This is a genomic window from Salipiger aestuarii, from assembly GCF_003259905.1.
Lineage (GTDB): Bacteria > Pseudomonadota > Alphaproteobacteria > Rhodobacterales > Rhodobacteraceae > Salipiger > Salipiger aestuarii.
This window is the reverse complement of record NZ_QLMG01000021.1, coordinates 36934-62426: the sequence shown is the minus strand read 5'-3', so window position 1 is coordinate 62426 and position 25493 is coordinate 36934. Positions and strand designations below refer to the sequence as shown.

The 25493-nt window shown below is 63.5% G+C and carries 24 protein-coding genes and 1 pseudogene; 16 read left to right on the top strand and 9 right to left on the bottom strand.

Going from position 1 to position 25493, the window contains the following annotated elements; translation table 11 throughout:
* The first annotated feature begins 182 nt into the window (after positions 1-182).
* Positions 183-392 (top strand): hypothetical protein, encoded by a 210-nt coding sequence (locus tag ATI53_RS12350; RefSeq protein ID WP_111550521.1) that lies wholly within the window; start codon positions 183-185, stop codon positions 390-392.
* Between the two features lie 70 nt (positions 393-462).
* Here the strand turns inward: ATI53_RS12350 and ATI53_RS12345 are convergent, their stop codons facing one another.
* From ATI53_RS12345 to ATI53_RS12335, 3 genes are all read right to left on the bottom strand, one after another.
* Positions 463-1767, bottom strand: a complete 1305-nt coding sequence (locus tag ATI53_RS12345) for a sensor histidine kinase (RefSeq protein ID WP_111550520.1) — start codon at positions 1765-1767, stop codon at positions 463-465.
* The gene (locus tag ATI53_RS12340) at positions 1764-2435 is read right to left on the bottom strand and encodes a winged helix-turn-helix domain-containing protein (RefSeq protein ID WP_111550519.1); all 672 of its coding nucleotides are present in this window, start codon (positions 2433-2435) and stop codon (positions 1764-1766) included. The genes ATI53_RS12345 and ATI53_RS12340 overlap by 4 nt, the downstream gene beginning before the upstream one ends.
* Positions 2436-2507: 72 nt before the next feature.
* The gene (locus ATI53_RS12335; protein WP_111550518.1) at positions 2508-2873 is read right to left on the bottom strand and encodes a PepSY domain-containing protein; all 366 of its coding nucleotides are present in this window, start codon (positions 2871-2873) and stop codon (positions 2508-2510) included.
* Positions 2874-3080: 207 nt separating this feature from the next.
* Between ATI53_RS12335 and ATI53_RS23610 the strand changes: the two genes are divergently transcribed.
* The 4 genes from ATI53_RS23610 to ATI53_RS12315 all read left to right on the top strand — a co-directional run bounded on the left by ATI53_RS23610 (position 3081) and on the right by ATI53_RS12315 (position 7525).
* Positions 3081-3743 (top strand): hypothetical protein, encoded by a 663-nt coding sequence (locus ATI53_RS23610; RefSeq protein WP_205912140.1) that lies wholly within the window; start codon positions 3081-3083, stop codon positions 3741-3743.
* Positions 3740-4510: a COG4705 family protein gene (locus ATI53_RS12325; RefSeq protein ID WP_205912141.1), complete on the top strand. Its 771-nt coding sequence runs from the start codon at positions 3740-3742 to the stop codon at positions 4508-4510. Before ATI53_RS23610 ends, ATI53_RS12325 begins: the two co-directional genes overlap by 4 nt.
* Before the next feature lie 63 nt (positions 4511-4573).
* Complete coding sequence (locus ATI53_RS12320) at positions 4574-6469, top strand: phosphatase PAP2 family protein (RefSeq protein WP_111550517.1); 1896 nt, start codon at positions 4574-4576, stop codon at positions 6467-6469.
* A 15-nt stretch (positions 6470-6484) separates the two neighbouring features.
* Positions 6485-7525, top strand: coding sequence for a metallophosphoesterase family protein (locus ATI53_RS12315; RefSeq protein WP_111550516.1), 1041 nt, complete (start codon positions 6485-6487; stop codon positions 7523-7525).
* Between the two features lie 391 nt (positions 7526-7916).
* On the opposite strand, the gene ATI53_RS23280 is transcribed toward ATI53_RS12315, so the two are convergent.
* Positions 7917-8459, bottom strand: coding sequence for a hypothetical protein (locus ATI53_RS23280; RefSeq protein ID WP_170134568.1), 543 nt, complete (start codon positions 8457-8459; stop codon positions 7917-7919).
* A gap of 273 nt (positions 8460-8732) precedes the next feature.
* Between ATI53_RS23280 and ATI53_RS12305 the strand changes: the two genes are divergently transcribed.
* The 4 genes from ATI53_RS12305 (at position 8733) to ATI53_RS12290 (ending at position 12437) form a co-directional block, all read left to right on the top strand.
* A complete protein-coding gene (locus ATI53_RS12305) occupies positions 8733-10352 on the top strand; it encodes a multicopper oxidase domain-containing protein (protein WP_205912142.1) in 1620 nt (539 codons plus the stop codon).
* Between the two features lie 29 nt (positions 10353-10381).
* The gene (locus ATI53_RS12300) at positions 10382-11098 is read left to right on the top strand and encodes a copper resistance protein B (RefSeq protein ID WP_223865936.1); all 717 of its coding nucleotides are present in this window, start codon (positions 10382-10384) and stop codon (positions 11096-11098) included.
* A 95-nt stretch (positions 11099-11193) separates the two neighbouring features.
* The gene (locus ATI53_RS12295; protein WP_111550512.1) at positions 11194-11556 is read left to right on the top strand and encodes a copper resistance CopC family protein; all 363 of its coding nucleotides are present in this window, start codon (positions 11194-11196) and stop codon (positions 11554-11556) included.
* Between the two features lie 32 nt (positions 11557-11588).
* Complete coding sequence (locus ATI53_RS12290) at positions 11589-12437, top strand: CopD family protein (protein WP_223865937.1); 849 nt, start codon at positions 11589-11591, stop codon at positions 12435-12437.
* A 66-nt stretch (positions 12438-12503) separates the two neighbouring features.
* Here the strand turns inward: ATI53_RS12290 and ATI53_RS12285 are convergent, their stop codons facing one another.
* Both ATI53_RS12285 and ATI53_RS12280 read right to left on the bottom strand, forming a co-directional pair.
* Positions 12504-13265 (bottom strand): glutaredoxin family protein, encoded by a 762-nt coding sequence (locus ATI53_RS12285; protein ID WP_190325582.1) that lies wholly within the window; start codon positions 13263-13265, stop codon positions 12504-12506.
* Positions 13266-13276: 11 nt separating this feature from the next.
* Positions 13277-14101, bottom strand: a complete 825-nt coding sequence (locus tag ATI53_RS12280) for a DUF6692 family protein (protein ID WP_205912143.1) — start codon at positions 14099-14101, stop codon at positions 13277-13279.
* 122 nt (positions 14102-14223) lie between these two features.
* On the opposite strand from ATI53_RS12280, the gene ATI53_RS12275 reads away from it, so the two are divergent.
* The 6 genes from ATI53_RS12275 to ATI53_RS23275 all read left to right on the top strand — a co-directional run bounded on the left by ATI53_RS12275 (position 14224) and on the right by ATI53_RS23275 (position 21961).
* Positions 14224-14981, top strand: a protein-coding gene (locus ATI53_RS12275) for an IS5 family transposase (RefSeq protein WP_111550510.1) whose coding sequence is annotated in 2 segments (ribosomal slippage) — positions 14224-14548 and positions 14548-14981 — 759 coding nt in all. Because the reading frame shifts where the segments join, the coding sequence is not laid out codon by codon here.
* A gap of 835 nt (positions 14982-15816) precedes the next feature.
* Positions 15817-16920, top strand: coding sequence for an AAA family ATPase (locus ATI53_RS12270; protein ID WP_111550509.1), 1104 nt, complete (start codon positions 15817-15819; stop codon positions 16918-16920).
* A gap of 300 nt (positions 16921-17220) precedes the next feature.
* Entirely contained in the window at positions 17221-17973 is a 753-nt protein-coding gene (locus ATI53_RS12265; protein WP_111550530.1) for a PDDEXK family nuclease, read from the top strand.
* Complete coding sequence (locus tag ATI53_RS12260; RefSeq protein WP_111550508.1) at positions 17970-20243, top strand: TnsB C-terminal domain-containing protein; 2274 nt, start codon at positions 17970-17972, stop codon at positions 20241-20243. The genes ATI53_RS12265 and ATI53_RS12260 overlap by 4 nt, the downstream gene beginning before the upstream one ends.
* Before the next feature lie 41 nt (positions 20244-20284).
* On the top strand, positions 20285-21259 hold the full coding sequence (locus ATI53_RS12255) for an AAA family ATPase (protein ID WP_111550507.1): 975 nt from the start codon (positions 20285-20287) through the stop codon (positions 21257-21259).
* Between the two features lie 555 nt (positions 21260-21814).
* Positions 21815-21961 carry a hypothetical protein gene (locus ATI53_RS23275; protein ID WP_170134567.1) on the top strand — a complete coding sequence of 49 codons (147 nt, stop codon included), beginning with the start codon at positions 21815-21817 and terminating at the stop codon, positions 21959-21961.
* 443 nt (positions 21962-22404) lie between these two features.
* Here ATI53_RS23275 and ATI53_RS24380 read toward each other — a convergent pair.
* Positions 22405-22527: pseudogene (locus ATI53_RS24380) on the bottom strand (IS3 family transposase); the annotation flags it as partial.
* Between the two features lie 238 nt (positions 22528-22765).
* On the opposite strand from ATI53_RS24380, the gene rsgA reads away from it, so the two are divergent.
* Complete coding sequence (rsgA, locus tag ATI53_RS12240; RefSeq protein WP_009506500.1) at positions 22766-23836, top strand: ribosome small subunit-dependent GTPase A; 1071 nt, start codon at positions 22766-22768, stop codon at positions 23834-23836.
* On the opposite strand, the gene ATI53_RS12235 is transcribed toward rsgA, so the two are convergent.
* Entirely contained in the window at positions 23837-25069 is a 1233-nt protein-coding gene (locus ATI53_RS12235) for a type II toxin-antitoxin system HipA family toxin (RefSeq protein ID WP_111550504.1), read from the bottom strand. It abuts the gene before it with no gap.
* Positions 25066-25377 (bottom strand): helix-turn-helix domain-containing protein, encoded by a 312-nt coding sequence (locus tag ATI53_RS12230; protein ID WP_111550503.1) that lies wholly within the window; start codon positions 25375-25377, stop codon positions 25066-25068. Before ATI53_RS12230 ends, ATI53_RS12235 begins: the two co-directional genes overlap by 4 nt.
* Positions 25378-25493 lie beyond the last annotated feature (116 nt).

The following is a 25493-nucleotide window of genomic DNA, read 5'->3' as shown; positions in this document are numbered from 1 at the left end:
CCTCTGCTGTCTGGTCGCTCCCCGATGCCGGGAGAAGTCTGGCCGAACCTGTGCCCGACATTGGGATTTCGTAATCTTTCCGGCGGCGGGTCAAGATTACGGTTTTCCAATCCTGCGGTCATGCAGCGACATGGGGCGAGGCCTATCTGTCTGTCATACCGGAAAGGGAAAGGAGACCCGACATGGACCGGATGAAACTCTGGATGGCTCAGCTTCTCGTGGGGCTGGTGGTTGTGGTGGGGCTTGGCTTCGGGCTGGTGGCGATGGCTGTCGCGCTGGCCTTTGGCCTCGTGATCTCAGTGGCGGTGCGCATGGCAGGGCCGCAGATCCTTGCCGAGGCAGAGCGCCGCGCCTCCGAACTGCGCGCCGAGGCCGCGCGCCCGGTGACGTGAGACCATCTGATCCGGAGAGGCTCCGGAACAGGGAAAAGGCCCGGCGGTGTTCCCTCCCGCCGGGCCTTTTTCATGCGTGGAAACTGACGCGGACCGTCAGACCGGGGGCAGCATCGCCGAGGGTCAGATCGGCGCCGTGCAGGTCGGCGATCGCCTTGACCATCGCCAGCCCCAGACCCGAGCCGGGGGTCGAGCGGCTGGCCTCGAGCCGGGCAAGGCGGCGCAGCACGATCCCGCGCTTGCCTTCGGGGATGCCCGGCCCACCGTCGGCGACCGTTAGCACCTTCCCCGCCAGGGACAGCCGGATCGGCGTGCCGGGGGCGTGGCGCAGCGCATTCTCGATGAGGTTGGCGATGAGGCGCGACAGCAGGTGGCGGTCGCCGGTCACCGGCAAGGGGTCGTCGATGGTCAAGGTCAGCGTCGTTCCGGCATCCTCGGCGGAGGTCTCATAGATTTCGGTCATGTCGTGCATCAGCGCCGCAAGATCCACCGGCCCGAAGCCGTCGCGCCCCTGACCTCCCTCAAGCTGGGCGATCTGAAGCAGCGACTGGAAGGTGGCGATGATCTGTGCCGTCTCCGTCTGCGCCCGGTCCAGCAGGTCGCGGGCCGCGCCCGGCAGGTCCGCATCGCCCAGCCGTTCCAGCCGCACGGCGACGCGCTGGATCGGTGTCCTGAGATCATGGGCGATGTCCGCGCCGATCTGGCGCAACGCCCCGGTCGCGGCCTCCTGCGCCTCGGCCATGCGGTCGAGATCGCGCCCGATGTCGCCGAGGTCGGTGTCGGAATGCGGCGCACAGACGCGGGCACCAAGCTCGCCTTCGGAGAGCCGGTGCAGCGTGCCCCGGATCGCCTCGACGCGCGCCGTGGTGCGGCGCACCACCACGATGCCGATGGCCGAGGTCAGCGTCAGCGCGGGCAGCAGCACGAAGCCGAGGATCGACACGAAGGTCTCGACCAACTCCGACAGGCTGTCGCGCCCGATGCCGACCATCAGCACCCCCGGCACAAGATCGGCGTGGCGCACGAGGTAGCTATCGGCGATGGTCGGCTCGGGCAGCGGCACCTCGTCTTCGTGAATCACCCCGTCGGGCAGGTCAGGGCTGTTGGCGACGGTATTGCCGTCCAGCGTGAAACGGATCAGCAAGGCGCGAGGGTCGGCGGCGCTGGCGATCTCTCCGGCGCGTTCCAGCCGCTCGTCCTCCTCGGGGATCGCGGCCAACTCGGCGATGACCTGATCGGCCCGCAGGTCGATGTCGGCGCTCAGCGTCTCGTGCATCAGCGCGTAGGCGACGGCGAGCCCCACCGTCATGAAGCCGGTGAACACCGCGATCAGCACCACCGACAGCTTGAGCGGCGTGGAGCGCATCCGGCTCATTCGGAGATCCGGTAGCCGGAGCCGCGCAGAGTCTCGATCAGCGCGACGTCGAAGGGCTTGTCGATCTTGGCGCGCAGCCGGCTCATGTGGCTTTCAACGACATTGGTCTGTGGGTCGAAATGGATGTCCCAGACGCCTTCGAGCAGCATGGTCCGGGTCTGCACCCGCCCCTTGCGGCGCAGCAGGTGTTCCAGCAGGGCGAATTCGCGCGGTTGCAGCTCGATCGTCTCACCGCCGCGCGTCACCTTGCGGGTCAGCAGGTTCATCTCGAGATCGCGCGCGCGCAGCACCGTCGGCTCGTCCGAGGGCGGCGGCCTGCGGGCCAGCGCCGCCAGCCGGGCCGACAGCTCGCCGAAGGCGAAAGGCTTCACGAGGTAATCGTCCGCCCCGGCCGTGAGCCCGTCGATGCGGTCCTCGACCCCGCCGAGCGCGGTCAGCAGCAGCACCGGTACCGGGTTCTTGGACGCGCGCAGCGTGCGCAGGATCGACATGCCGTCGACCTCCGGCACCATCCGGTCGAGCACCATCACGTCGTAGCGCCCCGTCATCGCCTGCATCAGCCCGTCACGCCCATTGTCCAGAAGGTCGACCACATGGCCCTCGGCGCGCAGGCCAGAGGCGACGTAATCGCCGGTGGTGGGATCGTCTTCGATCACGAGGATATGCATGGGGCCTCCAAGGATGACGGGCGGCAGGAGATGCCTGCCGCCCGAAAGGTTTAGAATACGCGAAGCGCGATGTCAGTCGTCATCCTGCTCGCCGTCCTCGTGATCGTCGCCCTGTTCGTGGTCGTCCTGCGTCTCCATCACCTTGGTGACGGTGCCGTCGGCGGGGTTTACGAACCAGGTCTCGATGCTGTTCGAGGCATCGGCGATCTCGACCTCGTAGCCCCAGTGGCCATTGTCGTCGTCTTCCCAGCCCGCGCTGATGGCCGTGCCGCCGGTTTTGCCCTGCGCGGTGTCGATGGCGGCGTTCAGGGTCATGCCGCTGGCCTGCGCGGCCTGGGCCTCCTGGGCGTCGGTCATCTCGGCCTGAGGCGTGCCTGCGGCGGCGATGCCTGCGATCAGCGTGGCGGGGATGAGGGCGAGGGGAATGAAGCGGTTCATCGGGTCTGTCTCCGTTGTGGTCGCTGCGGGATGCGGCGTCCTCGTGACCAACAGATGGCGTGGCTGTCATGGCGCGTCATGACGCCTGGATTGATTATCCGTAATCCGCCGGTCGGTCACATTACGGTTTCCCAATCTTGCGGTCAGGCAACGGCAGGATGCCGGGCGCAGAACCGCCTCACCAGTTCAACGGGTGAGGCCCCCTCCATGAAACAGCTTCTTCTTGCCACCGCATCGATCGCGCTGCCGGTGGCCGTCTTTTCGGGCGTCGAACATTATGTCGTCGCTCCGGCAGATTCGACCGTGCAGACCGCGACCCTTGCCCCGGCGCAGGGCCTTGGCGATCTGTCGGCGTTGCAGGCCATTGTCGCCGATACGCAGACCCTCGCGCAGACCGACCTCGTCGCCGCCGAGACGCGCATCACCGATCTCGAAACCGCATGGGACGACCGGGCCAAGGCGCTGCGGGCGCAGGCCCCGGTGCTCTGGGGCAATGTCGATGCCAGCGCCGACGCGGCCTTCTCGGCGCTGCGGGACAAAGCCCCCGATCGGGCGCGGGTGCTGACCGCGCTGAGCGACCTGTCCGCGACGCTCGCCGATCCGACGCGAGCGGCCACGCCCGAGGGCGCAGCCCAAACCATCGGCGGCATAGCCGTGACCGATGCGGCGGGCCCCGCGCTGCCCTGCGAGGTCATGCTGTCGGACCTGCGCGACGGCCTCGCCGCGGGGCGTGCCTCCGGTGCAGCGCAGCAGATCAGCGACCTGCAAGCCAAGGCGACCGAGCGCTGCAACGCCGATGACGACCGCCGGGCCGATGCCTTCACGGCGCAGGCCCTTGCCCTTCTGACCCCCGCAAAGGTGACGAAATGACCGCTCTCGATGCCCGGATGGCGCACAGCCAGCCCAAACCCGACAACAAGGTGCCCGAGGTCGATGCCGGTTTTTGGCTGATCAAGCTCATGGCGGTGACCATGGGCGAGACCGCGGCGGATTATCTCAACGTCAACCTCGGGCTGGGGCTGACCAACACCTCGCTGATGATGACGGCGATCCTGCTGGGAACGCTGGCGCTGCAATTCTCGCGCAGCCGGTATGTGCCCTGGACCTACTGGCTCAACGTGGTGCTGGTGTCGGTGGTCGGCACGCTGCTGACCGACAATCTCGTCGACAATCTCGGGGTCAGCCTCGTGACCTGCACGCTGGCCTTCAGCGGCGCGCTCGCGGCCTGCTTCGCCCTCTGGTGGAGCGAAGAGCGCACCTTGTCGATCCATGATGTCGACACCCCGGTGCGCGAGGCCTTCTACTGGGTCGCCGTCCTGCTGACCTTTGCGCTCGGGACCGCCGCAGGCGATCTCGTGGCCGAGCATTTCGCCCTTGGCTACCTTGCGAGCGGCATCCTTTTCGCCTCGGTGATCATCTCGCTGGCGCTGGGGTATTTCCTGCTCGGGCTCAACGCGATCCTCGCCTTCTGGCTGGTCTACATCCTCACCCGCCCGCTTGGCGCGTCGTTCGGAGACCTGCTGTCGCAGCCGGTCGACTACGGCGGCCTTGGCTTCGGGACGGTGGCGACCAGCCTCGGATTCCTGGGCGTGATCGCCGCGACCGTCACCGCCATGACGCTGCACCCGCGCCGCTGATCTGCCCCACCTCGGGCGGCCCCGTCGCGGGTCGCCCCTTCTCTCTCGACGGAATTTCAAGACATGCACGGATTGACCTCGCAGATCCTGCCGACGCTCGACGCCTTCGGCTTCTGGTCCTACTGGATCGTTGGTCTGGCGAGCCTGCTCGAAGGCTGGTGGCTTACCTCGGTGATCGTACCGGGCACGTTGGTGGTGGATGCCGGGGGCGCGCTGGTGCGGCTCGGGCACATGGATTTCATCGACCTGTGCTGGTTCGTCGGCATCGGCGCCATCCTCGGCGGCGAGATCGGCTGGCATAGCGGGCGCTGGCTCGGCACCCGCGTGACCCTGCCGCGGTCGGGGGCGTTCCTTAGGGCGCAGGAGCTGATCCGCAGGCGCGGTGGCATGGCGCTGGTGTTGGGCCGGTTCCTCGGGCCGGTAGCAGGGTTCGTGCCTCTGGCTGCCGCGCTGGCGGGGATGGAGCGGGGCCGCTTCCTCCGCTGGAACATCGCGAGCGGCGTGGTCTATGCGCTGAGCCATGTGGCGATGGGCTATGTGGCGGGGGACGTGCTGGCGCGGATCTCGCCCTGGCTGCCGAGCCTGCTGCTGCCGCTGGGCCTGCTCGCGGCGCTGGCCGCGCTCACTTGGATCGTCACCCACCACCTGCGGCGCGGCTGGCCGGTGCTGAGCGGCTGGGCGGCAGCCGTGCGCGGGAGGCTTGCCACCTGGCCGCCGGTGCTGCGCCATCCGCGCCTTGCCGCCTTCGTCGCTGCGCGGCTTGCGCCGGGCAAGGCGCTGCTGACCACGGCGGCGGTGGTCCTTGTCCTCTACCTCGCGGGGGTCTTCGTCGATGGGGCGCTGGACCTGGCCTTCGTGCCGGGCACCGCGCTGCTCGACCAGCGATTTGCGAACCTGATGCACATGCTCTGGACACCGGGCGGGCTGTCGCTTGCCGCCTGGGCGACGCAGGCCGGTCACGTCCCGGTGGCGGCGCTGGTCGCGCTCGGTGCCGTGCTGGGCCTTGCGCTCTGGGGCAGACGCGCCAGCGCCATCGGCCTTGCGGTCGCCGTGCTGGGCAATGCCGCGACGGTCACGGTGCTGAAGCTGGCCTTCGGACGTGCGCGCCCGCCGCTGGCCTATATCCTCGAAAGTTCGAACAGCTTCCCCTCGGGCCACGCGGCGATCTCGGTGGCGCTTTACGGCACGCTGGCAGCGATGCTCTGGCGCGAGAAGGTGATCGGGCCGACCGTGGCCGTGACCTTCGGCGTAGCAATGGCTGCGGGGATCGGCTTCACCCGGCTTTTCCTCATCGAGCATTACCTGTCGGACGTGCTGAACGGCTGGGTGATCGGCAGCATCTGGCTGGTCATCGGCACCGCCTTTGCCGCGACAAGGCCCAAGCGCGGCAGTGCTCGCCCGATGGTTGCGGGGCTTGTCACGGCGGCCTGCCTCGCCGGGGCGCTAGGGTTTGCGATCCACGATCACCCCGCCGCCGCTCCGCGTCCCCCTGTGCCGCCGGTCACCATCGCCGACAGCGCCGCTGCCCTCGCCGATGGCACGCTGCCCAAGGCGGTCGTCACGCTGGACGGTGCGCTGCTGCCGCCGGTGAGCATCGTCTCCGAGGGGCCTTCCGTCCCCGACATCTCCCGCCGCCTCGTGTCGGCTGGTTGGACCGGGATCGCCCAGCCGGGCCTCGGCTCGGGTCTCGCAGCGCTGCGGCAGGAACTGACCGACGCGCCCCGACCGGACGCCATGCTGCCCCCAGCCTTCCTTGGCGCACGTCCCGCCGGGGCGACGCTGCGCAGCCCTTCGCCCGCCAGCACGCTGCGGCTCTGGAACATCGGGCAAAGCCCCGACGGTGCGCCGTTGACCGCCTGGGCCTTCGAAGGCACCGCGCCGCAGGGCATCCCCGCGCTTGCCGGGCTGTCGAACCTCACCTCCGCGCCGGGCACCGACGTGCTCATCGCGCGCCCCTGATCACAGGACAAAAAGATGAAGAAACGCACCCTGATCGCCGCCCTGGTCGCGCCGCTGCTGCTGGTGACCGCGCTTGAATCGCAATGGATCGGCTACGCGGGCCTCCTCGTCCGCAGCGCCACCGCGAGCGGCCCCGAGGGCGACAGCCCGATGCAGCAGACCATCGACCGTGCCTTTGACCCGGCGACCGGCAGGCTCGAGCTGCTCGCCATGGGCGACATCGCCAACTGCCCCGAAGCGCCCGGCCTTTCGAGCGCCTTCCCCGTGACTTCGCGTTTGCTCGGGCTTCCCAGCCCCTTTGACCCCGAAGGCGCCGCTGCCGTTCCGGCGGTGGCCCTGGCAAAGGCCGACACCGCGCCGGTGCTGGCACTCGGCGACCTGGTCTACAGCTCCGGCAAGCCCGGCGAGTTCGCGGATTGCTTCGATCCGCTCTGGTCGCAGCTTTATAACCGCACCCTGCCGACGCTGGGAAACCACGAATACAACACGCCCGGCGCATTCGGGTACTACGACTACTGGCAGGACCGCGCAGGCCCGGACGCGCGGGGATATTACGCGGTGACGGCGGGCAACTGGCTGATCCTGTCGCTGAATTCCGAGGTCGATGCCTCTGCGGGCTCGGCACAGGCAAGGTGGCTCGAGGCCGCGCTTGCGGAACGCCCCGATGCCTGCCTCATGGCCTTCTATCACCGCCCGGCCCATTCGCTCGACCCACGCAAGGGGCGCGGCAATGCCGAGGCGCTGTTCGCAAGGCTGCAACGCGCCGGGGCCAGCTTCGTGCTGAACGGGCACAATCATTTCTACGAACGGACGGTGCCGCTCGACGCCGAGGGCAACGCCGCACCGGATGGCACGACGAGTTTCATCGTCGGAACGGGAGGAAAGACATCCGGGGCGCATCCGCTGTCGGCAACAACTGCGGCCGCTGCTTTCGGACAGCGGGGGCTTCTGCGCCTGAGTCTCAATGCGACCGGCTATGACTGGCGCTACGAGGATGCCGGCAACGGTGCGATCCTCGACGAGGGACAGGCAAGCTGCCGGGACCGTCAGATCTGAAGCGGGCCGCTGCTGATGCGTTTGTGCAGCTGGAAATCGCGAAGGCGGCAGCTCAATCCCAGAAAGGTCAGAGCCCGCGCACAGATTGAGCAGACCAGCCTTGACGAGGGGCAGAAACGACTTGCGCAGACATAAAAACCGTCATTCAGGCGTAGCGGTCCTTCATGTGATGCGCGGCGAATGACGGTTCTCCGCCGGTGGTGTGGAGCCCGGTCTGACGCCGCGCGCGGGCCACGAATGTCGTGAAGGGCTGCGACCGGACGAATGCACCTGCAGCGAAGCCCCCGCGCGAAACCGGTCACTTTGGGCTCGAAGCGGACCTGCGGCGGCGCGGCAAGCCCCTCGCCCTGGTCCGCCAGGCCTGCGGACGCTGACGGCCCTGAGCGGCCGTTCACCCATCCTCGGTCACGCCGCGGTGCGGCGCGTCAGAGTGGCCATTCGCTGCAACTGCAAAATCTGCGAGGGGCGAACTCACAGACTGCGAAACTTTACTGCCGTTCGCTGTAAATGCATCGTTCGTCACGAGCAGCGGCAGCAATGCACAAATAGCGGATGCCGATCTTAACACGTTGCTTCCCACGAAGTCGTGAGCTTCCAGCAACTGGAAGGCTCTTTCCGACTTGACGACTGACCCCCCGGAAGTGTTTATCGTCGGTGGACTAAAGGAAACTGTGTGCTCGGTCGGGTCTTCATCGTTCTTATTGCATTGCAGCTCGTTGTGACGAGTGCATTTGCGCATGTGATGCCGATGGCCGAACATTGTGCAGAGCCTGCGGTTCAGCATGTGCATAGTGACGAAATATCCGTTCTTCAGGATCAGATGGTCGACACTGCCTTCGAGACTGAGCAGCAGCCCAAGCCAATGGGACTGCTTCATTGTGCCAGCGTTGCTTGCACAGATCAGTATGGCAATACGTCTGCTGTCGACCTGCACACAGATTTCCGGATCGCGGACCTGAATCCAGCCGAACCGAGCATTGCTCTGCAGTCCGTTCTTCTCTCCTTCCTTCGGCCTCCTCTGGCCTGAGCGCGCCTGTACGGCGTTGATTGCGGCGTGCCCGAGCGGCTACGTCCGGCAATCCGATCATTTGCGGTCTTCTTCAGGTTCGATCCTCTGGCCCAGATGATCCTTCTCCCTCCCTTCACTGCTCGGCAGTGATCTCCTCTTTGCGAGGCCATCTTTTTGGTCCGCGCTCACGGAAAACAGATGAAACACATGAATCTCCTGCGGCCTCTCGCCGTAGTGCTGGGGCTTGCCCTCGGCCTGCCCGCGCAGGCTGGCACCTATGACATCACCGTCGACAAGGTCCGGATCGACACCGGAACCTTCAAGAAGAACGGCATTGGCTACAATGGCAGCCAGACCCCGACCATCCTGCACTTCCAGGAAGGCGAAGACGTCGTCATCCGCGTGAAGAACAACCTGCGCGAAAGCACGTCCATCCACTGGCATGGCCTGATCCTGCCGTTCCAGCAGGACGGCGTGCCGGGCATCAGTTTTAACGGCATCAAGCCGGGCGAGACCTTCACCTACCGCTTTCCGATCGAACAGGCCGGCACCTACTGGTTCCACAGCCATTCGGGTTTCCAGGAGCCTGACGGTGCCTATGGTGCCATCGTGATCTCTCCGAAGGGCGGCGAGGCCGTGCCGACGGACCGCGACCACGTGGTGCAGTTCACGGACAAGCATCCGCACAGCGGATCGCGTATCTTCCGCAACCTGAAAGCCTCGGCAGACTACTACAACCGCGCGCAACGCACGGCGCAGGACCTGATCGAAGACGCGGGTGCCGAGGGCTTGAAAGCCGCCCTTCAGGATCGGAAGATGTGGGGGGCCATGCGCATGATGCCCACGGACATCGAGGATGTTCAGGGATTCACGCCACTGATCAACGGGGCCAGCACCCAGCAGAACTGGACCGGCATCTTCAAGCCCGGCGAGAAGGTGCGCCTGCGCCTGATAAACTCTTCCGCGACGACCTATTTCGACGTGCGCGTGCCCGGTCTGAAAATGACGGTGGTGCAGGCCGACGGCAATGACGTGAAGCCGGTCGTGGTAAACGAGCTGCGCATCGCCGTCGCGGAAACCTATGACGTGATCGTCCAGCCGCGCGAGGCCAAAGCCTATTCGATCATCGGCGAAAGTGCGGGCCGCACCGCGATGGTGCGGGGCACGCTGGCACCGTCCGCAGGCATGGTCGGCCCCTACTACAAGATGCGACCTCAGCCGCTGCTGACCATGGCAGACATGGGCGGCATGATGTCCGGGATGGATCATTCGGGAATGGACATGGGCGGCATGGACATGTCCGCTGGCATGCCCGTCGTTCCTTCTGAAGGCGCACCGGGCGCTGCCTTCTATGTGCCGGGCAGCGGGCTGATCCCGACGGCGGCCAATGGCGGTAAGTTCCTTGGCTACGAAGACCTCGCGGCGCGCAAACCGCTCTACCGTGATCGCCCTGCCACCCGCGAGATCGAGATCCGGCTCACCGGCAACATGGAACGCTACATCTGGTCCATCGACGGCGTCAAATACGAGGATGCCGACCCGATCCGCCTGAAGTATGGCGAGCGCGTCCGCTTCAAGTTCGTGAACGAGACTATGATGGCGCATCCGATGCACCTGCACGGGATGTGGACGATCATCGACACTGGCAAAGGGGCACACGATCCCGTGAAGCATACGGTCAGCGTCGCACCCGGCACGACGCTCTACACCGAGACCGAAGTCGACGCTCCCGGCCAGTGGGCCTTCCATTGCCACCTCTCCTACCACATGGCCGGCGGCATGTTTCGCAAGGTCATCGTCGAAGGCGGCCCGTCCTGATGGGCGCGTATTCCAAGGAAACCAATCACATGAAAAAACTGCTGCTTGGAACGGCCCTCGGGCTTCCGCTTGCGCTGACTTTCACCTCAGTCGCGATGGCCGAGGTGGGCGTTTCCCCGACAGTCTGGGGCGTGCGGATCGACAAGCTCGAATACCGGATGGGCGATGAAGAAAACTCCTTTGCTTGGGGGTTCGAGGCCTGGACGGGCAATGACGAGCTGCGGCTCGTCTGGAAGAGCGAAGGCGCGAAGATCGAAGGTGGCGATTTCGAAGAGATGGACAACCAGATCCGCCTCCAGAAGCCGATTACCGATTTCTTCGATGGCTTCATCGGGATCGCCGCCTCCACGCCGGACGGCGCGCCCGAGCGTTACTATGGCGCTTTCGGCGTCACCGGCCTCGCGCCGCAATGGTTCGAAGTCGAAGCGGCGCTCTACGTTTCCGAATACCCCTACCTCGGGGCGGAGGTGGAGTATGAAGGCCTGCTGACCAACCGGCTGATCCTGACACCGTCCATCGAAGCCAGCCTGCCGCTGGCGGATGATCCCGAGCGCGAAATCGTGGCAGGCGGCGGCTCTGTCGAGCTGGGGCTGCGTCTGAGCTACGACCTGATCGGTCGCAGCGTCTCTCCTTATATCGGCGTGAACTACGAACGCGCCTTTGGCGGAACAGCCGACATCCTGCGCGATCATGGCGATGAGCTCGACGAACTGACCGGCGTGGTCGGCATCAACTTCATGTTCTGATTTTCCTGCGCCCCTCTCGGTATCTGCTTTTGAAAAGCGATGCACATCCGCAGGGGCGCAACTTTTCAACCTGAACCAACCAAGGGAGCACCCCAATGAAACTGCGTACCATACTCACTGCCGCCGCTTTGTCGGTCGGCCTCGCGCTGAGCGCAGGCGCTGCATCGGCACATGGCAAGGGCATGATGACCATGCCGAGCAACGGCCAGACCATCGGCGCAAACACCAAGGTTATTCACCTGATGTTCAAAGACCCGATGCAGATCACTACGGTCACGATGAAAGCGCCGGACGGTAAGACCTACAAGATTAACGGTCCTGCTGCGAATGAGTCCGTGAAAACCTGGGAAGGCAAGCTGCCCAAGCTCGCACCGGGAAATTATAAGGTCGACTGGCGCGGCATGTCGCCGGACGGCCACCCGATGAATGGCAGCTTCGCGTTCAAGGTCGCGAACTGATCATGGGCGGAGTTCTTGCCGCACTGGAGCCGGTGCAGATCGCCTCGATCCTCGTCAAGGCGGGGATGTACGTCAGTGTCCTGCTTGCGGCGGGCTCCGTCATCAATCTCTGGCTCCTGACGGAGCTGGATGCCGCTGCAGGCCGTCGCCTCAGGCGGCTTGCAGCATGGTCAGCCGTCGTTGGGATTGTGTTCAGCGCGCTGAACATTCCGCTGCGGGCGGCTTTCTTCTACGGGGGCTTCGGCGGCGCGCTTGATCCGATGATGCTCCAGATCGCCCTATTCAGCCCACTTGGGCTGTCGGTTGAGGCCGACATTCTTGGCCTGCTCGGCATCGCGACCATCGCGATCAATCGCAGTTGGACACGACCTGTGGCGGCCCTTGGTGTTGTTCTTGTCGCCATCAGTTTCGCGCTGCGTGGACATGCAACCGGAGATCCGAGGTTGGCGCTTTCGACGCTTTTCGTCATCCACATCCTTGCCGCGAGCTTCTGGATCGGGGGCTTCTATCCGCTCTATGACATGGCAGAGCGCGGCAACGAGGCAACCGTGCGCACTGTCGAACGGTTCGGTCAGGCGGCGCTTGTCATGGTCGGGCTGCTTGTTGCAGCAGGCGTCGTGATCCTGGTGATCCTGGCGGGCGATCCGATCGCAGTCCTGACCCAACCCTGGGGGCAGTTCCTGACGCTGAAGCTGGCGGTCGTGGCCCTGCTTCTCGGCCTCGCCGGGTTGAACAAGCTTCGGCTGACCCCGGCCCTGGCCGAGACCGGAAACGCCGGCCCGCTGAGGGCGTCGATCCGGTGGGAGGTCGCGGCCTTCCTCGTGATCCTGCTGGTCACCGCCACCTTCACGTCAACGGTCGCGCCGGAGCACGTCGGCTAAGCCATAATCACGATGGGCAGGTCGGCTAAAAACCGGGGCGTCACGACGACGCCCCCGTTTATCATCTTATACCCCGAGCGCGCGCAGGCCCATCCAGAGCCCCATCACGATCATCATCAGGTTCTCGGTCAGGGAAATGAAGCCGAGCGGCACGTTGGAGTTCCCGCCGACGCAGGCACATTTCAATTCACGCTTGTCGATGTAGACGGCCTTGAACACGCTGACCGCTCCGATGGTCCCGATGACCAGTGCAACGGGCGCGGAAATCCATGTCAGGACGCCTGCAGTCATCAGGATGCCAGCCAGTGCCTCGCCGTAGGGATAGACCTTGCCGTAGGGCACCCAGCGTTTCGCCAGCAGGTCGTAATTCAGGAACATGGTCGAGAACTGCTCGACGTCCTGAAGCTTCTGGATCGCAAGCACGGTCATGGACAGCGAGATGAACCACTGGAAGCTCTGCCAGGTCAGGATCGTCCCGTACTGATGCCACGCCAGCCCGAGCGCCAGCAGGGCACAGACCGAAAAGATCGCGATGACAGGTCGATACGTCGTGTCGCTCTGTTCTTCCTTGGGTGGGTCGATCCCGAGGAAAATGCGGAGATCGTCATGACCTCCAATCCGTTCCCCGTCGATGAAGGTCTGCGGCGTGGTCTTGACGTCATGCTCGCGCTTGAAGGCCTCGGTCTCGTCCTTGGTCTTCAGGTGGTGATCTTCGACGACGTAGCCCTTGCGCTCCAGCAAATCTTTGGATTTCAGACCAAAGGGGCATGTGTGCTCGGGCATGACCATGCGGTAGAGAACGGCGGTTTTCGTGGTATCCTTTGGCATGATCATCTTCCTCAATTCGCGCAGCGGTACTGGCCGCGGAAACCGGCCTCGTAGTCGGGACCCGCGCTGATGACAAAGTCCTGAAGGCCATCATCTTCCGTGTCGCGCACCTCAATCGTGATCGGGTCAGCCGCGAAGCTTTCTCCGCCGCCCTCAAGCTGGACAAGATCCCCGCTGATCTTGACCAGAGCAGTGTCGCTCCCCGACACGAACACGGGCGGGCTCGTTTCAGTGTAGGTGAAGCTGCACGCGGCCCCATCCGGGAAGACCTGGGCGATATCTGCCTGCGTCAGGAACTCCGGATCGACCATGGAAACGACCTCGCTGGACAGGGCGTCCTGAGCGGGTTTCAGCTCGGCAGCCGGTTCCTCCCCGGCAGGTGTTGCCTCTCCATTCGCCGATATATCCGCGATCAGATAGCGCATTTCCGCGATTTCCTTATCCTGGGCGTAGATGATGTCATCGGCCAAAGTGCGTACCCTGGGATCGGTGATTTCCGCACGGGACGACGTCATGATGGCGATTGAATGGTGCGGGATCATCGCCCGCATGTAAGCCCGGTCCTGCACCGTCACCTGGCTGCGCACCAGCCAGAGCGCCCCTGCGAAAACGATGATGGAGCCCGCGAATATCGCGATATTGAGCGTGCGGTTCTTGTACATGCCGAGCATGAAGGTCAGCATGACGAAGGCCATAACCGCCCCCATGACGATGGCCATATAGGCGCGTGTTTCTGACCAGAAGATATGGCTGATCAGATACGTGTTCAGGTACATCAACCCGAACATCAGGACCGTAGACACGGCAATCATCAGGAAAAAGCGGGAATAGGCCATCGTCACCTCCAAGTGCGTTTAAGGGAACAACAACCTTCCAGTGGGTGGATGTTCCCTAGGGTCAGGATGCATTGATTTTGGTCGCGCAGCGTGATTCACGGCTCGGAAAACGGAGCAGTGACATGAGCGATCTCTTCTGGCTGACCGACGCGCAAATGGCCCGTCTGACGCCTTTCTTCCCCAAGTCCCATGGTAAGCCTCGGGTCGATGACAGACGCGTGCTGAGTGGGATTATCTTCATCAATCGCAATGGCTTGCGGTGGCGCGATGCCCCTGCCGCCTATGGCCCTCACAAAACGCTCTACAGCCGGTGGAAGCGGTGGAGCGAAAAAGGGATTTTTGCGCGGATGATGGTCGGGCTGGCGGCGGAACACGGCGAGAAGACGACAGTGATGATCGATGCGACATACCTGAAGGCGCACCGAACGGCGACCAGCATGGCCGCCAAAAAGGGGGGCGTGGTCGCCTGATTGGTCGCACCAAGGGTGGCATGAATACCAAACTACACGCCATCTGCGACAGCCAGGGCAGGCCAATCGATCTGTTCGTCACCGCCGGACAAGTGAGCGATTATATCGGCGCACGCGCGCTGCTCAGCGGCTTGCCAAACGTCAAATGGATTCTCGCGGATCGTGGCTATGACGCTGACTGGTTCAGAGAAGCATTGCAGGACAAGGGGATACGCGCCTGCATCCCTGGTCGGAAGAAACGCAAGAAGGCGGTCAAATACGACAAGCGTCGCTACAAACGGCGAAACCGCATCGAGATCATGTTCGGCAGACTGAAGGATTGGAGGCGCGTCGCCACGCGCTACGATCAATGCCCAAAGGTGTTCCTTTCAGCCATCGCCCTCGCTGCGGTCGTCATCTATTGGTTGTGAATCCTGACCCTAGTTCATGAGGTGGGCTGACTGCAGAACCCTTGCCGGGCCTACTAGGGTCTCTGACCTCGAATTGTTGGCGAGGTGTGCCTACGTAGAGGCGCCCCCGATTTCGCTTACTGGATGAAGGCGACCATGATTTGTTCAGACGCCTTCGGGTAGCGTCCGGGCCCATGTCGACCCTGAACGGGTTAAGAGGTTTGTGGAAAGTGCGCCGCTGCATCTCCTCGAGGAGTTGAAGGCGAAGCGCCCGGTCTGTCAGTGCTGCGGTGCGCCACTCAGGCTGCAAGGTGAGCAATCGTGAAGGTTCTTCCTGTCTGGCCAGGCGAGGTATCAATGGCATCGCTGATCAATCATTCATGGGCGCCATGCCGAACGGCCGCTACGGGACCTACAGCCTCGGTCAAGTTTGCAGTAGCGCGGCAATAAAAATTGGCGGGCCGCATGGCTCATGCTCTTGGCGAAGTGCGGGCGCCGCCCAGGACACCTACCAGTCAGCCGGCCTCGCTTTTGCGAAAAACCAAATCCACTTTTTCGCAATAATATCATAACATTAGAATCACTTGCGGTGGTTCGGGCGCTATGGCATGGGCTCGCCGAGTAATCGTCCACTCCCAATGGAATGGTGCGTCCTTCCCATGTCTGTCCTCTGCGAGTGCCCGATGATACCTTCGCCACATACCCTTAGCTGACACTGAATTCTTCCTGGCCGGCCAGCCTCCGGCTCAGAGAGATGTTCGACGCATAGCGAATTCAGCCTTCCCTCCAATCCGAGGCTCTGCCCGCATGTCCGCCATCATGGCGGCTGGCGGAGCTATGACGAAAGCCCCCATCCATGCCCAAAATCCGCTTCATCCCGAGCAAACAGCCCGATCCGGCACTCGACGAGGCCGCCATCATCAAGCGTCTCAAGGAATTCTACACCGCCTTGCAGGACAAGCGGCAGATTTCCGATGGCATCCCCCAGGACGAGCGCGCTGCCCACAACGAACTATGGCGCTACGCGCAGAATGAGCTCCCGAAAGCGCTCGAGATCCGGATCCGGCGATGGGCGCAGAAGATCCACCGCCACCATCTGAAGGAAGTCGAGCCAACGCGCCTGTCGCGAGAAGACCGTGCCATGCTGCAGGGCTGTCGCGATGGCGCCGAAATCTTCGACCTGCGCTCTGCGCATCATGTCGACGAGATCGCAGCAGCACTTCATGCCGAGTTTCCCTGGGTCTCGGAAGCGACAACCCATATTTGGCGCAGCCTTCATCATAATCGTTCAAGTGGCAGCCCTGGCGCCCGATTTGCGCCAATTCTTCTCGATGGCCCGCCGGGCATTGGCAAAAGCGCCTGGGCAAGGCGTCTTGCGCAGCTGCTGGGAACGCCGGATATGACCCTGGATGCCACTGGCGAGAATGCCAGCTTCGGGCTCGTAGGAAGCCAACGCGGCTGGGCAAACGCCGGCCCCGGTCGGCTCGTGAGCCTGATGCTGATGCTGATGCGGCAGGTTGCAAATCCCCTTGTCATTATTGACGAAATAGAAAAATCCGGCACGCCCAAATCCGACAAGGGACGGGCTTTCAGTCTTCCCAATGCCCTCCTGCCGCTGCTCGAAGACCTGACGGCAAGCCGGTGGACCTGCCCCTATTTCCAGAACCAGTTCGACATGTCGTTCATCAACTGGGTCTTTACCTCGAATAGCTTGCGTGGCCTGCCGGAACCGCTTTTGTCACGGATCCGCGTCGTCAGCGTGCCCTCTCCCACGCAGGGGCAGATCAATGACCTCGTCCTGCGCGAGGCCGCGAAGCGGCAGCTTTCCCCGATCATCACCGCGGCCATCACGACCGCGCTGGCTGAGGCGTTCGAGGCAGGCCATCAGATCAACATCCGGACTGTCAAACGGATGCTGGAGCTGGGCTCGGACCAACAGGGCCGGCCGATGCTCCATTGACTAGGTCGGCCCAGATTATCTTTATGAATCAGATGTTTACATGAGTTTTCCACATTCATGAAGGCTTGGCGACCCGTTTTCAATTGGGATTTTCGCCGACTTCGCGGAAAATGAGCGCATGGCCCACCCAAGCACTACCGGGTGGGGCAGGACGGAATTTCGCCCAAGAAGCAGAGGTACTGCCGCATCATCACATCTGTCACGCTACCGATAGCGGTTGAGCGTGGCAAGAGTGGCATGTCCTCTTGAAAGGAAACAAAAATGCACCCGGCGCAACGCTGTTCCGGGAACGGAGAAGTCATGTCTGCCGATCACACTATTGATCATGACAGCTGGAACTATTCGCCGGCGAAGCTGCCCAGGCAGTCCAAGATCGAACTCGGGCGGATCCACGGTGTCCTGCCTTTCACCAGCGTTCGCAATCCCGGCTTCCGGAGCTCGAGCTCGCATCGGGTGTGGATGACCTACCGGACCGCGGCCAATGATTACCGGCCTGAGGTCGGCATCGCTGAAAGCGCGGCCGAGGCCGCCGTCGCCCACGAGCTGCTGCTCTCGCCTCTCCTCTATGATCTGCAATTCCAGCCGCTGAAGGTCTATCTGCGTCCTGGTGACCGCAAAGGTCCCAGCTATACGCATGACCTGCTTGCCACTTTCGTGGATGGACGGCGCACGCTCATCTTCGTTCGCAACTCCGACAGCCTGCAAAAGCCTCGGACGCGGCGCGATATCGAAGCGATCCAAGCGGCGACACCCTCGCGCGCTGCAGACAGCATGATCATCGTCGATGCTGGCCGCTATTCGCGGCAGCGACGGGAGAACCTGTTCCGGCTGCATGAGGCCATCCAGACACCCGATCCGGAAATCGACGACATCGTGCTCTGGACCGCCTGCAACCATCGTTCGCTCTGGCTGATGCGTGATCTTTTTCCGCTGCTCGATTTGCCGCAGAAGACGGTCTTCAAATCTTGCCATCGCCTGATCGCACGCGGCGCCTTGACCGCAAACCTTGACCATGTGGTCGCGGAATGGTCGCGCATCGAGGTTGCGTCATGACGATCGCGCCTCGCTACAACTTCGAAGCCGGAACCGAAATCGTCGTCCAGGGGCGCGACCTCCTGCTCCGCAAGGTCGGTTCGCAAGGCTATGAGCTGGCGGACCCGATGGGCGGCCAGATGAGTATTCTTGGGTTTTCGTCCTTCGTCGAATTGATGAAATCCGGCGTCGTGACTTTCGCCCCTTCGCAGCTGTTGCCGGAGGGCAGTGCCAAGCTCAGGCTGGGTGGTCTGAGCGTCGCGGCCCAACTCTCCGATGAGCAACAGACTTATGGCCGCTTCCACTACGCGGTATGCAGGGCGATCGACGAGCTCCATCGGCACCGGACCATTGTCGAGGGCAATGAGGACTTCCGGATTTCCATCGGCGCCTTGAACGACCCCGCGAACAGGAAGTTCTTGCGTCCGCTCGTCGAAGCCTTTTTTGGCGAGCGCGTGCATCTGGGTGCAGCCACCTTGAAGGGCGGTCGACAGAGGAGCTGGTTTCTCTACAAAGGGCGGACGCTGAAGAAATACTACGGGATCTATCAGGGTCTCCAGGACGGTGATGATGTCATCGCTGGGCTGGCAACACTTGACCACCTCAAAGGCAACGAGACACCGCGTCTGCCCTTGCGTCTGAAAGAACTCATGACAGAGGCGTGGGAGGAGATCGGCCTGGATCTCAAGGGCCCGTCCGTGGCGAACGTGCATGGCTACCTTGCAGCGCTGATCAACAGGGAAAACCTGCAGCGGGCGATCAACGACCTCCCCACGCTCCCGGTCCCATCCCATCAATCCGTTCTTCGTCACCGCAAGGAGCTGCTCACGCCGACCGAATACATGGTCGCGACGAAGGGCGAGCGCCACGCGCGCAACAAGCGGGGCCGCGGCAGTTCTGACGTGCGGGCGCTCATGATCGGCGAATTCTGCGAGATGGACGAATGTCGGGCGTCCCTGATTACCTCGGCCAAGGCCAAAGGCTATTGGCATACGCTGTCTGAAGATATGAAGAAGGCTATGGAATGGGCGGATGACGAGATCCGCAGCCGCCTCAGCATCCTTGTCATGATCGATGTCGCAACACGCATGCCGTTGGCCTGGGTTGTCAGCGACCAGCCCAAAGCGGAAGCCACGATGCAGCTGCTGCGGATGGCAACACGCGACAAGACCCGCGAGAGGCGCATCTATGGTTGCGAAGGCGATCCGATGCCGGCCATGGGGCTCGGCATGGTGCGCAACGACAACGGTACCGGCCTGCGGAACGCCGAGGTCAAGTCCGCGCTCATGGGGATCGCATCGGCGAATACTGACGTGCGTACCCACGCCTCCGCCGACAAACCCTATGTCGAGCGCATGTTCGGCACCACCGAATCCGTCTTGCTGAAACTGCTCCACGGCTACACGGGTCGCAAAGCAGGAGAGCTGCCCGGATATGACGCCAAGGCATCAGGCGTCCTTGACATCGATCTCCTCTATGAAATCCTGACCAAGTTTTTCATCGACGAGTACCCGTCCCTGAAACATATGGGCGTCGGTATGAGCGGGCGCCGCCCAGCAGAGGTCTATCAAGAACTGAATGAGACCAGGGAGACATTTCGTCTTTTGGATGAAGATCTCCGCCGCGTCCACTTGGGCTGGCCATTCAAGTTGCAGCCCAACGATGAGGGTGTGCGGGTGCTTGAAGGCCTCTTCTATGCGTCAGACGAATTCCAGGCCGCCCGCGAACACCACAAGGGCAAGGTCACCGTTTATATCGATCCGGACGATCTGAGCTTTGCGACCGCAGTGATCCCGCGTGATCGAAAGACATACAGGCTGGCACTCCAGACGACGGTCTTCGCCGATCTGACCGCATCCGAATTCCTGGAGCTGATGACGCACTACCGGCGTGAAAACCCCGAGGTGACAACACTCTACGAAGACCGGATCGCAAAGGTTCGCCTCGAGAGGCATGATCAGCTCAAGAAAATCGGCGTCGAGCGGCGTTTGCCGAGGAGCTATGTCACTCAGGCCGAAACCTGCAAGAAGGCCAAGAGCCTGTTTGCCGCATCTCGGCTGGTCACCACGCACGTGCCGCTCGATACGGTCGCCCCAGGTACCCTGGCCACCGCGACCTCGGGGCCGGGGATCCTGCCACTCGGCGGAGCAAGCCTCATCGATCACGCGCCTGCGAAGCCGACCTCTACGCCAGCAATACCAACCACGAAATCGAAGCCCAAGGCAGATAACCCGCCTTCGGAGCCCCCTGTCAGGCTCGGCCGCCCCGCCCAGAAGGGCGAGCTCTCGTAACTACCGCCACCTCAACGACGTCCAGCAATTCAAGGATACCCATGGGTTTCATCGACCAGAACCGCGTCAACGCATCGGTTGCTCTGCAGCGCGGCCATTATACCTTTCCGCGCGCGGCAAAGCTCCGCGAAGCTTTCGAAAACTGCCTGCACGACTACTACGTCAAAGCCGCCATCGGCGGGCACTTCGAAGTGCGCGGCATGCTGGTCACCGGCGAATCCCGGGTCGGCAAGACTTCCGAGACAGTCAGGCTCATAGAGGAATTCAACGCCAGCATGACGGAAATGCCCAACGGGAAGGTTGGCAAGATTATCTACTGCAAGCTGGATGGGTCGATCACTTGGAAGGATCTGGGTCACAAGACGCTCGAATCTCTCGGTTACCCCGCGAACCCCCGGCGCACCCAGGGTGAACTCTGGAACATGGTTCGCCACCAATGCCGCGAACAGGGCGTCATCGGCCTCTACTACGACGAATGTCAGCACGCCTTTACTTCTGGCGAAATTTCCAATGCAAAGCTCCTCGACCGCTTCAAGGCGCTGATGAAGGAACCGGAATGGCAGCTGATGCTCATCTTGTCAGGCGTCCCGGTTCTGGCCAGTCATGTGAACTCTGAAGAGCAGATCGCCCATCTCCTCTCCCACATCCATTTCGATGAGATCCACCTGGGCAAGTTCGCTGATCCGACAAGGGATCCGGACATGATCGAACTGAACAAGCTCGTCTACACCTATGCCGAACGCGCCGATATCGATGTCGAAGACCTTGTCGACGTCGATTTTCTGCAGCGCCTCGATTTTGCCTGCGCTTCCAGGTGGGGCCTCGTCATCGAGCTGCTGATCCGCGCCTTCGGCTTGTGCAAACTTCATGGCCAGAAGAGCGCCACAATCAAAATGTTCTCCAAGGCCTATGCCCAGAACTCCCGCCTGCCTCAAGGCCTGTGCCCCTTCACCGCACCCGGTTATCGCGACATGATCGACGGCGACAAACTCATGGAGATGGTGCTGGACGAATAGCAGCTGGCCAATACCGGTATGAACGTTTCAGGGCAAGCATTGCGGGCCCTTTTTTTGACCGCAGCCGTGCATGCTTATGTGTCTACTGTGCATGCTTATGCCTTGCGGGGGGAAAGAGCCTCATGGCAAGCATCTGAAATAAATAAGAAAATTTTACACCACGCAGTCGCGGAATCATCTCGGTGTGCAAGCTTATGGTACATTGGCAATCGTGACGAAAAGCGCGAATTAAACCGCCAGCTTTACGAGTGGTTGGGGACGTAGACCCGTGACCGTCCAATCAGGAAGTTGCGGGTTCGTGTCCTCCCGGGATCGCAAATTCTATAAATTATTCCCGAAATCTAGTGAGTTTTCGCCAGTCAATGATGATCACTCGGGATCAGCGACCAACATGCCAAACTGTATTTTGAGCGCGTCTCTACCAGTCTTGCGCAAAGAGACGGAAAGGCTGCTACGGATTTGAGACTGCGTTGCACCGACAAGATGTTCCTGCAAAACCCCAACCAGAATAGCCAGGCAAATAGGCTACTCCCCCTCTCTTGGACAGGATCTGGCGTGATTCAGGCTACTGTACTGCCCCTGCTGGTCAGTTTCGATCTGGTTGAAGCAGACCACGGCGGACGGCTGTCCGCCATGGGCGGCATGAGGCCGCTGGTGATGGTAGAAAGTGATCCATCGGCCAACGCCGGCCCTGGCCTGTGAACCGGTCTCCCAGGCGTGCAGCTAGACGCACTTATACTTCAGGGGTCGCCGGAAACGCTCGATGAAGATGTTGTCGAGGCAGCGCCCTGTTCCGTCCATCGCGATCCGTGTGCCGATCCGTTTCAGCCGGTCGGTCCAAACAAAGGACGTGAACTGCGAACCCTGATCGGTGTTCAATATCTCGGGCGGCCGAAGCCGTGGTCCGCCTCGTTCAACGCCTCAACGCAGAAATCCGCCGCCAGCGTGTTCGAGATGCGCCAGGCCAGGACCTTGCGGGTGAACCAGTCCATGACCAAGGGGAAGACGCCCCGCCGCATCGGCAGAGAGGTTGTGTTGGCGCACCGGACCTGATGAAGCCGATCAACCCGCAGTCCGCCCGGAAGACAGGGGTCGGTCTTGTGTGAACCGCCCCGAGTTTGTCGGAGACCTATTGCTTCAATTCGCGCGACCATATCCAGCACGTCGCGCTGTGCATAGACGTTCTCTTCAGCCTCTGCTGGCGGGATGTTTCCGATGGGCCCAAGCAGCCGGCGGTTGTTGAACCAATCGACCCAGCCAAGGGTGGCCCGACAGACCCCGGGGCGGTTCATGGCCCTGTCGCGACCGGGGTCGGACGGTCGATGACCGGGCGCCGCAGGACATCGCCGTTTTCGCCCGCGCCATCGCGCCCGATCACGCGCCCGATCACGCGCCCGATCACGCGCCCGATCACGCGCCTGTCGGGCGCCCCCCGGCGGGGCCCCGACCTGACGCAAAACGGATGCGCCCCCGCCCGGCAAAGCGTGCGCGGGGCGCGGAAATCCCTTGCGCCCTGACGCGCGGCTCGCCATTCAGGTCTTTGTGAACCATGCAACAGACCCCGTCTCGCCCGTGTTGACCTCCCTCGGCTGGGGGCCGTTCTTCGACGCCCAGCTTGCCCCGGACGACTCCGCACTTGCACCCATGCGCATCGCCACCGTGCACCGGTCGCGGCTGACCGCCCAATCGGTCACCGGGGCGGTGCGCCTGTCCCTGCCCGCCCACGCCAGGACCACCGACTTCGCCGTCGGAGACTGGGCGCTGGTCGACCCCGCGACCCAGATGCTGTCGCGGCGGCTGGACCGGCGAACCCTGCTGCGGCGCCGCACCGAAGGCGGGCGCCCCGACCAGCTGATCGCCGCGAATGTGGACACGCTGTTCATCGTCACCTCCTGCAACGACGATTTCAACCCGGCCCGGCTGGAACGCTACCTGACCCTTGCGAACGAGGCGACCACAAGGCCCCTGATCGTGCTCACCAAGATCGACAAGGCGGGCGATACCGCGCCCTATGTGGCGCAGGCCGCAGCCCTTCAGCGTGGGCTGGAGGTCGTGCAGATCAACGCCAGGACGCCGGAGGCGGCGCAGACACTTGCCCCCTGGTGCGGCCCCGGCCAGACCGTCGCGCTGATCGGCTCGTCCGGTGTGGGCAAGTCAACCCTGCTGAACACGTTGACCGACAAGCAGGGCGACGACGCCCAGGCGACCGGCGCCATCCGCGAAGACGATGCCAAGGGGCGCCACACCACCACCGCCCGCTCGCTGCACCCGATCAGCGGCGGAGGTCTGGTGATCGACACCCCCGGCATGCGCACGCTGCACGTCAGCAATATCTCGGACGGGCTGGACATGGTGTTCGCCGAGATCGCCGAGCTGGCCCCCGCCTGCCGGTTCAACGACTGCACCCATGACCACGAACCGGGCTGCGCGATTCAGGCCGCCATCGCCGACGGCACGGTCGATGCGGGGCGGCTGGACCGCTGGCGCAAGCTGCTGGATGAAAACCGGTCCAACACGCCGGTCGAGACCGGCCCGCGCAACAACAAGATCCGCAAGACTCCGGGCAAGCGGCGCTAGTCAGTCCCAGCCGCGCGCCTGCGCGATGGCCGCGCCGATACGCTGCGCCAGCCCGCTCGGCACGCCGTGATCGCGCGCCAGATCGGGCCAGGTGGCCAGCGCCGCGTCGATGTCGCCAATGATGGCGTCGCGCTGGCGCGGCTTGATCCCCGCAAGGCGCGCCACCTCGGCCAGGGCGGCGCGTCCGGGCGCCCTGCCCTCGCCCGCGATGGCCAGGGAATGCTCGCCCCCGGGACCGTCGGAAAACGACACGTCATAGGCGGGCGCAAGCCGCCACTGCCCCGCCCGGCCCATCAGGAACGCATGGTTGCGCACATGATCGTCGCGGTTGAAGGCGCGCACGTTGAACACCATCCGGCGAAACACCTGTTCGACGGCGCGCGCGTCGCGGCACAGGTGCTTGGCCAGCTTCACAAGGTCGGTGTAATCCACCGCGCCATGCACCATGCCGCAATCCAGCAGCCCGGCAACGGTCGCCATATGCAGCCGTTCCGCGCCGGGCCGGTCAAAGCGGTCGGTGGCAAAGAAGGGCTCGCGCGCGCCATCCATCCGGGCCATGGGGCTGGTCTCGATGCCGGCGCGGCGCATCGCGGTGCCATAGGCCAGTTCGGCCTGTATGCTGCCCGGCGGATCGGACGCGGCGCGCGCCTTGATCAACACCTGCCGCCAGCCGGGGTCAAGCGGCGCACGATGGCTGCGCAAGGCCCCGGTGGCATTCATCTGCGCCACGAATTTCGGCCGCGCGCCCTGACTGCCGCCCGAAATCGCGCGCAGCCGGGTCAGATCGTCGGCGCTGGCCCCGTCTTCGATCCGGGGAATGATGTCTTCGAACCAGCCAAGGTCGATGGCCCCGCTGGCCTGATCGCCGGTTTCGGGGGTGTATGACAGCGCGCCGGTGCCGTGACGCCCGACAAAGGCCAGCCGTTCCAGATCGCCGATGGTTGCGCGCGAAATGCCCCGCGCGGCCATTTCACGATCCAGCAACAGGCGGCCCCACCCGTCGGGCAGGCTGTCCTCGAACAGCCCCGGCAGGCTGGCGCGGCGCGTGGCATCGGGGCGCAGCAACCCGTCATGGCGGTGCCCCAGGGGCAGGATCGGCAGCGGTGCGCGCGCGAAATCGCCATCCCATTCCAGCACCGTCGTCCGCGTCGCCGGATCGCGCCCAAGCCGGCCAACACGCACCGCGGGGCCGCCGTCGGCGAAATCCAGCCGCACGTCCAGCCGCCGCGTCATTGCGCCCGCCGCCCGCTTGCACGCCGGCGGGGGGCGGGCGCGTCCAGATCATCCAGCGTTTGCGCTTCGGGCAACGGAAACAGCGCGCCGAACCCATCGAGCGCGCCAAGCGCCTCGGCAAGCGCAAGCACCGTTTCCAGGCTGGCGGGGCCGCCGCCCTCGAACCGGCGCAGAGTGGCGATGGACACGCCCGACCGGTCGCTCAGCGCCTTTTGCGTGAGGTTCAGGGCAAGGCGGCGATCCCGCGCGGCGGCGGCGATCTGCTGGCGCAGATCCTCGGCCGTCTTCAGATTGTCGAGCAGCGGCATGGGGCGAACATCCGGGTGGCGCAATGATGCGCCCATTATATGCGATCAAATATGATATTGAAACTGCGATATTCGCCGACAACATATCAAAAATGATCGTTTAACAGCCCAGGCCC

What these genes read in the sequence shown, in the direction of transcription:
- ATI53_RS12350 (WP_111550521.1), top strand. Translation starts at nt 183, where the DNA reads ATGGACCGGATGAAACTCTGGATGGCTCAGCTTCTCGTGGGGCTGGTG.
- ATI53_RS12345 (WP_111550520.1), bottom strand. Translation starts at nt 1,767, where the DNA reads ATGAGCCGGATGCGCTCCACGCCGCTCAAGCTGTCGGTGGTGCTGATC.
- ATI53_RS12340 (WP_111550519.1), bottom strand. Translation starts at nt 2,435, where the DNA reads ATGCATATCCTCGTGATCGAAGACGATCCCACCACCGGCGATTACGTC.
- ATI53_RS12335 (WP_111550518.1), bottom strand. Translation starts at nt 2,873, where the DNA reads ATGAACCGCTTCATTCCCCTCGCCCTCATCCCCGCCACGCTGATCGCA.
- ATI53_RS23610 (WP_205912140.1), top strand. Translation starts at nt 3,081, where the DNA reads ATGAAACAGCTTCTTCTTGCCACCGCATCGATCGCGCTGCCGGTGGCC.
- ATI53_RS12325 (WP_205912141.1), top strand. Translation starts at nt 3,740, where the DNA reads ATGACCGCTCTCGATGCCCGGATGGCGCACAGCCAGCCCAAACCCGAC.
- ATI53_RS12320 (WP_111550517.1), top strand. Translation starts at nt 4,574, where the DNA reads ATGCACGGATTGACCTCGCAGATCCTGCCGACGCTCGACGCCTTCGGC.
- ATI53_RS12315 (WP_111550516.1), top strand. Translation starts at nt 6,485, where the DNA reads ATGAAGAAACGCACCCTGATCGCCGCCCTGGTCGCGCCGCTGCTGCTG.
- ATI53_RS12305 (WP_205912142.1), top strand. Translation starts at nt 8,733, where the DNA reads ATGAAACACATGAATCTCCTGCGGCCTCTCGCCGTAGTGCTGGGGCTT.
- ATI53_RS12300 (WP_223865936.1), top strand. Translation starts at nt 10,382, where the DNA reads ATGAAAAAACTGCTGCTTGGAACGGCCCTCGGGCTTCCGCTTGCGCTG.
- ATI53_RS12295 (WP_111550512.1), top strand. Translation starts at nt 11,194, where the DNA reads ATGAAACTGCGTACCATACTCACTGCCGCCGCTTTGTCGGTCGGCCTC.
- ATI53_RS12285 (WP_190325582.1), bottom strand. Translation starts at nt 13,265, where the DNA reads ATGCCAAAGGATACCACGAAAACCGCCGTTCTCTACCGCATGGTCATG.
- ATI53_RS12280 (WP_205912143.1), bottom strand. Translation starts at nt 14,101, where the DNA reads ATGGCCTATTCCCGCTTTTTCCTGATGATTGCCGTGTCTACGGTCCTG.
- ATI53_RS12270 (WP_111550509.1), top strand. Translation starts at nt 15,817, where the DNA reads ATGCCCAAAATCCGCTTCATCCCGAGCAAACAGCCCGATCCGGCACTC.
- ATI53_RS12265 (WP_111550530.1), top strand. Translation starts at nt 17,221, where the DNA reads ATGTCTGCCGATCACACTATTGATCATGACAGCTGGAACTATTCGCCG.
- ATI53_RS12260 (WP_111550508.1), top strand. Translation starts at nt 17,970, where the DNA reads ATGACGATCGCGCCTCGCTACAACTTCGAAGCCGGAACCGAAATCGTC.
- ATI53_RS12255 (WP_111550507.1), top strand. Translation starts at nt 20,285, where the DNA reads ATGGGTTTCATCGACCAGAACCGCGTCAACGCATCGGTTGCTCTGCAG.
- ATI53_RS12235 (WP_111550504.1), bottom strand. Translation starts at nt 25,069, where the DNA reads ATGACGCGGCGGCTGGACGTGCGGCTGGATTTCGCCGACGGCGGCCCC.
- ATI53_RS12230 (WP_111550503.1), bottom strand. Translation starts at nt 25,377, where the DNA reads ATGCCGCTGCTCGACAATCTGAAGACGGCCGAGGATCTGCGCCAGCAG.